Raw genomic sequence first — 11,489 nt, forward strand, 5'->3', positions numbered from 1 at the left:
AACCAGTTCAACCGATACCTGAGGGGATCCAACCGCAGGCCGCTCCTTGCCCACGGTTGGCGATCCGCATCCCAGATCCTCCGCCATTATCAGGACGTGGTGTAACACATGATTGACAAATCTACACAACCGTCACATACCGGCGTACCAAGGTGGAATGGTTGATGAGAACCCATTCCCCATCAACCATCTCCCATGCTTCCCTAGATCCACCCGCGGTCGTCCATTGACTGGACGACCTCGTCCACCGCGAGTATCTGCGCGGCCAGGCGGTGGCTCACGCCCCGGTCCTCGACCAGCGCCGACACCTCGTCGAACGCGCGGGATATCTGCTTATCAATGACGGCGTAGGTCTCCTCTTTGTCCGTCAGACTGCCGGATTTCGCCTGCCGCCACTCGATGTACGATGCGATCACGCCGCCCGCGTTCGCCAGGATGTCGGGCACGGCGCTGATCCCGCGCTGCTGGAGGATCGCGTCGCCCTCGGGGGTCGTCGGGTCGTTCGCCGCCTCGATCACGAGCTTCGCCTGAAGCCTCGACGCGACGTCCGCCGTGATCACTCCGCCCTTCGCAGCAGGGATCAGGATGTCCACCGGGAGCAGGAGAAGCTCGTCCCTGTTCATGGTTGGGAGAGACCCGCCGCACAGCGGCGTCACGACCTTCATGTCCTTGATCTCCAGTCCCCCCTCCACATAGACCGCGCTCCCGACATCGGAGACCGCGACCACCCTCGCGCCCCACTCGGCGAGGAACCTGGCGGTCCAGCTTCCGACGTTGCCGAATCCCTGCACCGCGACTGTGAGGTCTTCGACGCTCTTCCCCAGTATCCGCTCGGCGGCCATCCGCGCCGTGCTCGCCGCTCCGTAGCCGGTCGCCTCTTCGCGACCCGGGAGCCCGCCGATGCGCGGCGGCTTGCCGGTGACGCACTCCGGGATGTGGGTGCAGCCGTAGATCGTCGCCATGTCGGCGGCGTTCGTGCCCATGTCCGGCGCGGGGACGTATGCCCCTGAGTTGATATAGGGGCCGAAGACGTGCACGTATTCCGAGATCAGCGCGCGCCTGGCCTCCGGGCCGAGTTTCTTGGGGTTGATGCAGATGCCGGACTTGCCGCCGCCGAACGGGATCTTGGCGAGCGCGCACTTGTAGGTCATCAGCTCGGCGAGCCTGCGGGTCTCGTCCAGGCTGACATCATCCGACATGCGGATTCCGCCCTTCGCCGGGCCGCGGACGGCGCAGTGGAGGACGACGAACGCATCAGCCGAAATCAGTCCGCCGCCCCACTTGAGGTTGAGGTTCGCGTAGGCTTCCTGGTTGCTCTTGCAGAGGAGTAGCCGTGCTTCGGGGCTGATCTCGATGTACTTCGACACGAGATCGAGGTCTACAACGCTCATTCTTTCATCTCCTCTGATGAGTTGTATTGTGCCGTCGCCATTGACGGCGCTTCGACTACGGTCGGGTCTTGCTCATGCGCAGGATCGTGCGGCCCTCCTCAAACGTATAGTCCATCATGTCGAGCACTCGGTCCATGATGAACCGCCCGAATCCGCCGCTCGCCTTCTCCACATCCCTCGGATACTTGACCGTAGTGTCGAAACCCGCTCCCTGGTAGACCATTTCGAGCTTCATGACCTTCGGGGTCGTGAGGTCAATGTACACGGTCGCGCTGCCCTGCTGACCGTACTTCACCGCGTTGCTGAATGCCTCGCCGACCGCCAGTTCGACATCCCCGATGGCAATCGGATCGTCGAGCGCGGCCGATGCGAGACAGGCAACGACCCTGCGAACCCGGGAACACTCGGCCGGGTTCAACGGGACCTTGATCTCGATTTTCGGGCCGGTACCGGGGTCCATCGAGTCTCCACAGGAGCTTCAGCCCTGAACCGATTTCGATCGGGCTTTCTTTCTCTTTCGCAGGATTGCGGGGAAATCCTCTAAGGAATCCGGAATTCCCTGCCGATAATCTCTGGTGAAAGCAACATCTTATTCTCCTTTCCGGAATTGCCCCGGTCCGCGACGGATCGGGGTTTCTTTTTTCGGTGGAGCCTGAGAAGCCATGCCCCCTGAGGATGCCGCCGCCGTCTGCCGAGATAGTCATTAGGCGGCCCGAAGTTCGGGCGAGGAGGAGACTGCATGAAGGGGCCGATTCTGAGAATGGCGATCCTGTGCGGAGCCCTGGCGGCGACGGCGATCTGCCCGGCGGCCGCTGAGAGTTGGGACTCCGCAATCTACACCGGGCTGACGTCCGTGAGTTGGTCCCTGGAGGGCGACACGTTCGTCTGGACGCTGGCGAACGAGAGCGGCCGCGGCATGGACGTCTATGACGACTATGACATCTTAGTCTGGAGTGTGACGCCCTGTCGGGTGCGTGAGCCGCTATCCTGGACTGCGCCCGAAGGCTGGGATTGGGACGGGAGGCGGATGAAGTTGGCGGCGGAGTCAGGGAAATATTACAGCCCGTACGCGATCGGCCCCGGACAGAGCCTGACGTTCACCTATCGTCCTGACCCGGATGGGAAGTACGTCAACACGTCCGGCCCGCAGGATTCGGGCATGCTCTTCACCGTCCACGTCGGCGCCGTCGTGCCCTACTCGGGGACGCTGGACGGCCTCGACCGCTGGGAGGAGTACAGGGTCCGAAGCCTTGGCGCGTCGTGGCATGACATTCCCGGTGTCGGCGTCGGCCTCGCCGGAACGGTCATCCCTGAGCCGAGCGCGTTTCTCGGCCTCGGTTTCGGCGTGCTGGCACTGGCCTCGATGGTCGCGCGACGCCTACCCTCTCACTGAATGCGACGCAGGTCGGCCGGCCCGCGGGTGAGAATCCGCTTCCCCAGTTTGCCGTCCGGTCTCGCGAAGCACGATGAGATACCTACGACGGCGATCCGATCGCCGATCTCGTAATCCGTCGGATTGCACACGATCCGGACTCCTTCGCTCTGGTACTCGTTCCGTATGCCGGACCCGTCGTCCAGGCACAGGAAGCCGTCGCCTTTCGTAGTGACCCGTCCCCAGGTGCTGACCAGCAGGCCGATGTTGTTGACGCCCGCCCCGCCGACGACTCCGCGCTGCCCTAGGCTGGGCCCGCCGCCGATGTGGGCTACGGTGAGTCCGATGGGATCAACAGCCCCGGATCCGGTGTGAGCCGCGGTCGCCGCTTCGATGTACCTCTCTCCGTCCGTGTTGGTCCTCATGGTTCCGCCAAGGTCGGTCAGCATTCCTTCGGAGAGACCGTGCGCGGTCTTCTCGACACGTATCCCGTAGCTGCGGGTATCCGTTTCCACATAGAAGAAATCGGGCCACGCCGCCGTGACGGTGATCTTCTCCATCTCAACGATCGAGCCGTCGGCGAGAGGCTTCGGGCACGTGTTCGGCCAGGGAAACTCAAAGGCGCCTATATCCACGAACCGCCCGGAAGGCCGGATTCGGCCGTCGAAGTCGTACACCGGAAGGCCGACCAGCGCGTGCGTGCCCGCCTCCATGCACGGCGAACCCGCCGCAAGACGGTAATTTCCTCCGGCCGCATCCACGAACGTCGGGTTGGCGGAGATGTCGGAGGCGCCCGGGGTAATCCCTTCGTAGTTAATCGAGTTCGAGTACACGTCGTTGTTGAAGAGCGAGGGCTTCGCGCCCGAGACGCTTATTCCGCGCGTGTTGAAGGCCACTATGTTGTTGGCCACCGTAAACGGCGAGTTGAGGCAGAAGAACGCTCCGCCCTTTGCGGCGACATTCTCGGTCATGGTGTTGTGGGCCAGCATGCCGTTCTCGTTCTCCGCAAGCACGCCTCCTCCTCGGCCGGTCGTCCCCGCAGCCCGGTTCGCCGCGAAGACCGAAGCCGCGATGTAGGTGTTGCCCGAACCGCAGTAGACCGCGCCTCCCTCGGCCGCCACGTTACCCGTCAGGACGCATCGGTCAAGGCCGATGTGGCTGCCTAGTTGGTACACCGCTCCGCCCATTCCCGCGCTCCGGTCTGCTTCATTCGAGGTGAACTCGCAATCCTCCAGTACCAGCATCTCGCCGCTGTTGTAGATCGCCCCACCGTTAGTCGCACTGGCGTTGAGGCGGAACCCGCACGTTCGGAACGTCCCGCTGGTGGAGGTCATGTGGATGGCCCCGCCGACCTTGGACGCGCTGTTCTCGAACACTGAGCTGTTCACGGTCAGGCGTGATGCGGCGGAGTATATCGCCCCTCCCGACTCGGCCACGTTGCCGATCAGCCTGCAATCCGTGAGGCTCGGAGCAGAGTCGCGCACGTAGACCGCGCCTCCTCCGTAGAACTTGCCGTCTGCGATGTTGTCCGAGAACTTGCAGTTCACGACGATCGCGTTCGCGTTGGCGTAGAAGGAGGCTCCACCGCCATATGCGGCCTTATTGCCGCTGATGACGCAATCGCGTATCGTCGGCGAGCAGTCCACTGCGTAGATTCCGCCGCCCTGCGCGTCCAGCGCCCTGCCGTTCCGAAGCACCAACCCGTCTATCAACGCCGCCGAATGGTCGGTCCACCCGATGCCGCTCGCCAGCACGCAGCGTGCTTTGCGGTCGGGGTCTATGATCGTCGGGTTGGCGACCGGATCGCGCTGGTCGAGGATCGTCTCCGTCCCCGCGAATCCCCCGTAGAGCGACACGCCTTCCTTCAATTCGACAACACTGGGCGTCAGGATGTCGAAGGGTGTGCGCCGGTTGTGATCGGTGACCACCGTGAACCGGGACCCTTCGGGGTCGAGTTCGCCGTAGTTCTCATAGTATCGCGCGCGCATTGCCGCCGGAGACGAGTCGCCGTCGGAAGCGGTGGTGTGCGTGTGAGTGTTGAAGTAGGTCGTCTTGCCGGTGTCCGCGCCGCCGGAGGGGTAGGGCGACGGGCCGATTGCGGCATGCGACCCTGCGAGGGTGACCGCAGGCCCGTTCCACCAGTCGCCGTTACTCTTGATGCGGACCGGCTGAAGGTACGCATTTCGCCAGATCTGGGGGTTGGTCCAGGTGACCACGGGCCGGATGTACTTGATCCTCGCCTTCTGCTCCGCAGTCAGCGGTTGTCCTCCGGCGAGTCCCGTGGCGGTAAGGTAGTAGTCAACAGTGTTGTTCGCGTCGAGGGCGAGCGGCGCGCTGAAGAGCAGTGTGCCCGGCGCATCACCCGTTGCCGAGTTGCAGCCGTAGAATCGGAGCAGCCCACCGGTTGCGGTCCCGTTCGCGTGCACGTAGACGCTTACTCGAATCCTGCTCGTGGAGCCTCCGGAGCCGTCCAGGGTGTACGCAGGCATCCCGCATCTCGAAAGGGCGGGCAGACACACGAAGCTTCCCCGCCGTATCATGTCCTTCAAAGCGAGCCGCCGGTCCGCGTAAACCGGGTTCTCGTCTGAGGTCGGCATACAGCCCATCATCGCCCCGTAGACCCGGTAGTCCACTCCGTCCAACTGGTGCATATCATCCGCTCGGATGCCCCAGACCATCTTGGTGCAGTCGCCCGCCTGATCGTCCAGATTCGCCAGCACGTAGTCCCACTTGGCGATGTCTTCGGCGTTCTTGAGTTCCATCGCATCGTAGGCGCGCGCATTGGCGCCGTTCAGGAGTTCCTGCGGGTCTATGCGGGTGTCACCGGAGCCTGAGATGTAGCTGGGGTGATTGGCGACGAGAAGGTAGTCATCGCCACTGCCCTTCAAGGCGGAGAGCCTCGTGGCGAACGGGTCCTGATCGGTCGTCGTGCCCGCGACGGCGGCAGGGATCACCCCGGTGACAGGGCCCTTCAGGTAGATAATCGTGATGTGCGCGAACTTCTTCTGTCCCGCGGATGTGTACCAAAGGTCGCGTTCCTCGCCGATTACGTCCACGGAGTCGGAATCGAGGGCCTCGAAGCTGTCGGTGAACGGACTGTGGGCGGCGGCGCTGTAAACGCCGCGCTTGATCCAGACCTCGCCGCCGCCTGCGGAGTGGGCTGCGTCAATCCCCTGCTGGATGGTCGTGAACGCATCGGCCCAGGATGCGCCGGTGTTCGCGCCGGATGCATCGGAGGCGACATGGAACACCGATGCGCGGACGGCGCTCATCGTGAGCAGCATCGTGGCGGTGATCAGCAGTGACCGGCAGGTATGTTTTCGCATGGACCGCAGAATAATCCGAGTTTGTGAGTTCATTCTACCCGAGTTTGTTCCCCACGTCAACGAATTGTGACGAAAACCGGCAAAGTTGCCTGTGCGCGGCGAGGCAGCGCCGGCGATGGAGGTGCGAACGCTTCATCTTCTCCCGAGCAGGTCGTCGTAAAATAGGTATTCCTGGGCCCAGCCTGCGTAGGCGCCGAACCTCGACTGGAAGAAGTCCACTATCTGCTGGTAGACCCTCGGGGTGAACGATTTCTGAGGGAGATCGAGGCCGTAGTGCCTCGCCGCGACCTGCCGGATGTGCGTATCGGCCGGGCAGGCCTCGTCTTTGTCGAGCGAGAACAGCAGCGCGCAGTCGGCGATCTTCGGGCCGATGCCCTCGATCCGGATCAGCTCGGCGCGCGCGTCGTCGTATGACGCCGATCGGAGCGACGCGGCCCACCCCTTCGGGCGCTCGACGATGCGACCCGCCGCCGAGCAGAGCTTCCGACCCCGGAAACAGAGGCCGCAGGGCCCCGCGAGGTCGCCCGGCCCGGCGCAGAGCAGGCGCTCCGCCGTCGGGAACGAGTACCACTCGCGGCCGTCGAGGACTGAGATCAGGTCGCCGTGCCGCCTGCACATCTCCTCGATGGAAGTAACGATGCGCCGCACCGAGTTCGCCGGGCTGCAGGCGTACGAGAGAAGAGTCTCCTCCGGATCCTGACGAAGCACCCTCAGCCCTGGAAACCGCGACGCTGCCCGGCTCAGGTGTTCGTCGTCCGGGAAGCCGGCAAGCACGTCCGCCAGGCTGACCTCGAGCCGGAAATAGTCCCGTATGACCCGCTCGTCAGGCGGGCCGGGAAACATCTCGAAGAGTAGGTCCGGTCCCTCGCGCCATATCCGGACGACCTTCCGCCCGACGACTCCCGTCCACCGCCCGAGATCGTCGCTCCGCCAGCGGAACGACTGGCCCGGGGTGAGCGTATGAGCCAGATCGAGTTCTTCCGGCGCGACTCTCATCCTTGCGTATGTCGGCTCGGCGGGCGATTCCACTTCCCGGTTGTCCTCCGTTCGGCCAGAACTAGATGTTCGGCGCCGCGGCGTCTCGTTCCTGCGGACTGAGCCCGCCGCCGACCCTGAGGATTTGTTGAAGAACAGCCGATAACATCAGTAGAGCACCCAGAGCGCGCACCTTGAAAAGCAAATAGAACAGACGTTTGCTTGACTGGACTTCGGGCGCCGTATATAATCCGATAGTCGCCTCACCGAGGAACGATCGCAGAGAAAGGTCAATCGTTGGACTCTCCGGTCAGCACGCCTCAGAACGGAAGCTCTTCCCGTCGGAAGACGCGAGTCAACCGCAAGCGCCTGCTCTCCGCGGTCGTGATGCTGCTGGTTCTCGCGTCGGGCGCGGCATACTACCTCTGCAAGTCGTCTCCCACCGTGTGCGACGCCGTGAGCCTCATGCTCGCAGGCATAGACAAGCCGGAGGAAGCGTTCCCCGGGCAGGATGGGGTGAATATCCTCATCATGGGCCACGACGTGGACCGCGACCCCAGGGGGCGGGTGGTTGAGACCCCCGGCAGGACCGACACGATGATCCTGGCCCGGGTGGACTTCCGCAATCGGTGCGCGAACCTGCTTTCCCTGCCGAGGGACACGCTGGTCCGCGTACCGGGCTACAAGGGCAAGCGCCGAATCAGCTACGCCAATGCATACGGCGGCCCCGAACTGTCCTGCCGGACGGTTTTCAGCTTCCTGGGCGTCCAGCCGGACTACTACGTGCTGGTCGGGTTCGACGGGTTCAAGAAGGCGATAGACATGGCCGGCGGGCTCGAGATCAATGTGGACAAGCAGCTCGACTACGACGACAACTGGGGCGATCTGCACATCCACCTGAAACCGGGGAAGCAGCTGCTGAACGGCGACCAGGCCATCGGATTCGTGCGGTACCGGCAGTCGAACGACGGCAGGGGCGACTCGGATTTCGTTCGGATCGAACGCCAGCAGGAGTTCTTCCGGGCGGCCAAGGCCCGCCTGTCCGATCCCAAGGTCATGTTCAGGTCCCCGAGGATCCTGGACAGAATAAGATCGGACACCAAGACGAATCTCAAGACCAATCAAATCGCGTGCCTGGCGCAGTTCATCCGGTCCGTCCCGCAGGCCTCGATACGCACCGAGACGCTGCCGGCGCTCGACGGCGGAGGCGCCTTCGTGAGGGCGGACATGGACGCCGCGCAGGAGTTGATACGCGGGATGTTCCCGCAGGACGGCAATAACCCGGTCGGGGCCGAGCGCCGTCCGATGTGAACTCGGCGCGCCGGCGAAAAAATGTGTTGACACGTTCTCGGAAGGGTGTTAGAATTGCTAGTAGGTAGGCGAAGTGCTTGCCCGCGACCGGTACCGGATACCACTTCAGTCATCACCCGTACGGCGCGACGCCCGGTAGTTTGCCTTGACAGCACGCGCAAGTCCACCTCGCAGAGGTGAGTCGGCCTATGGGCCGGCCGGCGAGGGGAGGACAATCTCGCGCAGAAGAGGAGGGGATTGCGTATAGAATATCGTGTCAGCGCAGATGAATCACCTTCTGCATCATCGTTTTCATCATTATTCATTCTTGGAGGTGTCAAAATGCTACGCGTGAAGCAGAATAGGAAGGGCTTCACTCTGATCGAGCTGCTCGTCGTCATTGCAATCATAGCCATCCTAGCAGCGATTCTTTTCCCGGTATTCGCAAGAGCGAGACAGGCAGCACAGAGAAGCTCCTGCTTGAACAACCTCAAGCAGATCGGCCTTGCAATCCACAACTACACGAGTGACTGGGACGACAAGTTCCCGCTCGTATCCGGCTTTGGACCGGTCCTGGACAACAACACCGCGTTCAAGGCGGAACTTGCCAGCGACGGACAGACATGGTTCGGGAACAACACCCGCAAGTGCTACTCGAACGTCAACTCCGACGCCCTCTGGCTCCAGCACCTGGTACTCCAGTACGTCAAGAGCCAGGGAATCTTCGTATGCCCCAGCATCACCATCAACGGCGACTGGAACGCTGCCGGCACCACGATCCGGTGGGCCGAGAACGTCTGGACCGGCAATGACACCGGCGACGTGAGGCCGACGACTATTCCCAGCACGGCCAACAACACCGACCTCGCGACCACCTACTTCTTCAACGCGGTCGTGAAGAACGGCAACGTCCGCAAGAAGGTCGCCGGGCAGAGCGTGGCTGAGGCTGAGAGAGTCTCCGACGCTCCTCTCCTCTGGGACGGCGTGTCCGGTTCCGGCGCCGCCGGCGAAGTTCAGTTCGCTCACACGGAGAGCATCAACGTGCTCTACGCCGACGGGCATGCGAAGAACTTCGACGTGCCGAACCCGCAGGACCCGAACTGGGTGCAGACGAACATCAACGGCACCTTCTGGGCCAGAGAAGGCTGGAAGGGCTGGGGGATAGACTAGTATCCCCGACTGACTCCTGAATCACAGAGAGGACCGGCGGAATCCGCCGGTCCTCTTTCTATTCGATCTCAAAGCCCCAAACGCCGACGCCGTCAGTCCTGCACCACCTGAAGCCCCTCGAACTCGAACTTGAACGGTATGACGCGGCTCCCAAGCCTCTCGACCACCTGCTCGACGTCTCCCCGGCGCCCGGGTTCCGCCAGGAACAGCACGCACCCCCCGCCGCCCGCGCCGCACGCCTTTCCGCCGGACGCGCCGTTCTTGAACGCCTCGTCGAACATCTCCTCGATCTGATCGTTGGTTATGGACGCGTCAAGCTGCTTCTGGTGCCTCCAGTTCTGGTTCAGCAGTTCCGCAAACTCGAGGAGATCGCCCGCTTCGAGCACCGTCTTCATCCTGATGGCGACGTTTCTCAGGTTGTAGAGCGCATTCACGGTCTCGGGCACGCCGGCTCGATAGGCGCCCCAGACATGCTCGTGGATGTTGCCGGAAAGCCTCGGCTTTCCCGTGTAGGCGAGGACCAGCCGCTTCTCGAGTTCGTCCACGGTGTCCGGGGAGACGTTGACCGGCTCGACCTCGACCCTGTCGCCGAAGGTCATGAAGTTGAACCCGCCGAGCGCGCTCGCGTACTGATCCTGCTTGCCGCCCAGAATGCCGAGGATCGCCTCCAGGTCGTAGGCCAGGTTCGCAATCACCTTACGGTCGTCGGCCGACGATATCTGCGACTTGATGAGGCTGAGCCAGACGACGTTGAGCGAGGATGACGTGCCGAGCCCGCACCCGGATGGCAGGTCCGACCTGTACGAGACCGTTATCCCCTCGGATTCCGCGTCGTCTTGCCTGGGCGCGCTGTCGAAGATCTCCATCTTGCCGGTCACGTACTTGTCAATGGTTGCGTTAATCACCGCGCCGCCGGCGCCCTTCGCGAACATATCCACGTCGGTCCAGCCCCCTGCGAAGTCTATTCTCACGGGAGCACGGCTTCTGACTATCACTTCAGCACATCCTCTCGACGGTGAGCCCGTCCGACGGTTTCAATCTGAGTATCTTCTCCGCGCCTGCGTCGGAGAGCCCCGCTTCCAGTCGCTGGAGGTCCATGCCCAATGCGATGATCGTGCCGCCCCGGCCCGCGCCCGCCAGTTTCGCCCCGAGCGCGCCGCTCTCCAGCGCCGCCTTGATGAGGTGCTCGTTCGCGTCGCCGGAGCCGCCCAGGTCTCGCTGGATCGCGTGGTTCTCGTTCATCAGCTTGGCCAGCAGTTCCCAGTCGCCCGCGAGGAGCGCCTTCTTGCCGAGCCTGCCGAGGTGAGCGGCCCGCTCGTAGGCCTCGATGACCTCGCGGTCGCCCTCCAGCCACCTCTCCCGGATGTTCTTGTGGACGCCGCCGGAAAACCTCTTGACCCCGGTGTGGGCGAGGAGCATGGGCAGTTGGTCTCGGTATCTTCCAAGCGGCTCAATGGTGGCGAAGGGCTCGTCGTCGTCCATCCGCATCATCTCCTTGCCGCGGAAGTCCATGAAGTTCAGCCCGCCGAAGACCGTCATGTAGTGGTCCTGGTAGCCGCAGGTGATGTGCATCACGTCCCACTCCGTCCGACGCACCTTCTCGGCGATCAGGTAAGGGCTGAGGCGCATCTCGTAGTGCTCGAACAGGCATCCCATGATCGCCGCCAAGAGCGCCGTCGAGCCCGCGAGCCCGGCCTGCTCCGGGATCTCGGTCCATATCTCGAGGCTGAACGGCTCGGCCGAGGCCGGGTCTATGTCGAGCGCGGTTACTCCCGCCTTCATGAGGTCGAAACGCCCGCCGTCGAGCGCCAGCTGATCCCTGCCGGTGACGCGCAGGATGTCGGAGTCTATGCGGAAGACCATCTCTTCGGCGGTCCCGAGCCTGCAGTAGGCGCGCTCGGCGATCGAGCAGGAGACCACGCTGCCGCCGTACATGTCCGTGGGGTTGCCGACTATCCCGGCCCT

Annotated in this window: 9 protein-coding genes; 3 read left to right on the forward strand and 6 right to left on the reverse strand. The window is 63.3% G+C overall.

Annotation, left to right across the window (positions count from 1 at the left end):
- Positions 1-203: 203 nt before the first annotated feature.
- Both KBC96_14875 and KBC96_14880 read right to left on the reverse strand, forming a co-directional pair.
- Positions 204-1,391: a Glu/Leu/Phe/Val dehydrogenase gene (locus KBC96_14875; protein ID MBP6965677.1), complete on the reverse strand. Its 1,188-nt coding sequence runs from the start codon at positions 1,389-1,391 to the stop codon at positions 204-206.
- A gap of 55 nt (positions 1,392-1,446) precedes the next feature.
- Positions 1,447-1,851, reverse strand: coding sequence for an ATP-binding protein (locus KBC96_14880; GenBank protein ID MBP6965678.1), 405 nt, complete (start codon positions 1,849-1,851; stop codon positions 1,447-1,449).
- Between the two features lie 279 nt (positions 1,852-2,130).
- On the opposite strand from KBC96_14880, the gene KBC96_14885 reads away from it, so the two are divergent.
- Entirely contained in the window at positions 2,131-2,784 is a 654-nt protein-coding gene (locus KBC96_14885) for a hypothetical protein (protein ID MBP6965679.1), read from the forward strand.
- Here KBC96_14885 and KBC96_14890 read toward each other — a convergent pair.
- Positions 2,778-6,089, reverse strand: a complete 3,312-nt coding sequence (locus KBC96_14890; GenBank protein MBP6965680.1) for a hypothetical protein — start codon at positions 6,087-6,089, stop codon at positions 2,778-2,780. The two genes, KBC96_14885 and KBC96_14890, sit on opposite strands and share 7 nt — an antisense overlap.
- Positions 6,090-6,221: 132 nt before the next feature.
- Positions 6,222-7,118: an 8-oxoguanine DNA glycosylase gene (locus KBC96_14895; protein ID MBP6965681.1), complete on the reverse strand. Its 897-nt coding sequence runs from the start codon at positions 7,116-7,118 to the stop codon at positions 6,222-6,224.
- A 243-nt stretch (positions 7,119-7,361) separates the two neighbouring features.
- Between KBC96_14895 and KBC96_14900 the strand changes: the two genes are divergently transcribed.
- Together KBC96_14900 and KBC96_14905 are read left to right on the forward strand one after the other, a co-directional pair.
- Positions 7,362-8,375, forward strand: a complete 1,014-nt coding sequence (locus KBC96_14900) for an LCP family protein (GenBank protein ID MBP6965682.1) — start codon at positions 7,362-7,364, stop codon at positions 8,373-8,375.
- A gap of 321 nt (positions 8,376-8,696) precedes the next feature.
- The gene (locus KBC96_14905) at positions 8,697-9,524 is read left to right on the forward strand and encodes a DUF1559 domain-containing protein (GenBank protein ID MBP6965683.1); all 828 of its coding nucleotides are present in this window, start codon (positions 8,697-8,699) and stop codon (positions 9,522-9,524) included.
- Between the two features lie 92 nt (positions 9,525-9,616).
- On the opposite strand, the gene KBC96_14910 is transcribed toward KBC96_14905, so the two are convergent.
- Together KBC96_14910 and KBC96_14915 are read right to left on the reverse strand one after the other, a co-directional pair.
- Positions 9,617-10,519: a hypothetical protein gene (locus KBC96_14910; GenBank protein ID MBP6965684.1), complete on the reverse strand. Its 903-nt coding sequence runs from the start codon at positions 10,517-10,519 to the stop codon at positions 9,617-9,619.
- A gap of 1 nt (position 10,520) precedes the next feature.
- A partial coding sequence (locus KBC96_14915; protein MBP6965685.1) for a hypothetical protein occupies positions 10,521-11,489 on the reverse strand: 969 nt, incomplete at its 5' end.

This window comes from Armatimonadota bacterium (genome assembly GCA_017993055.1).
GTDB lineage: Bacteria > Armatimonadota > UBA5829 > DTJY01 > DTJY01 > JAGONM01.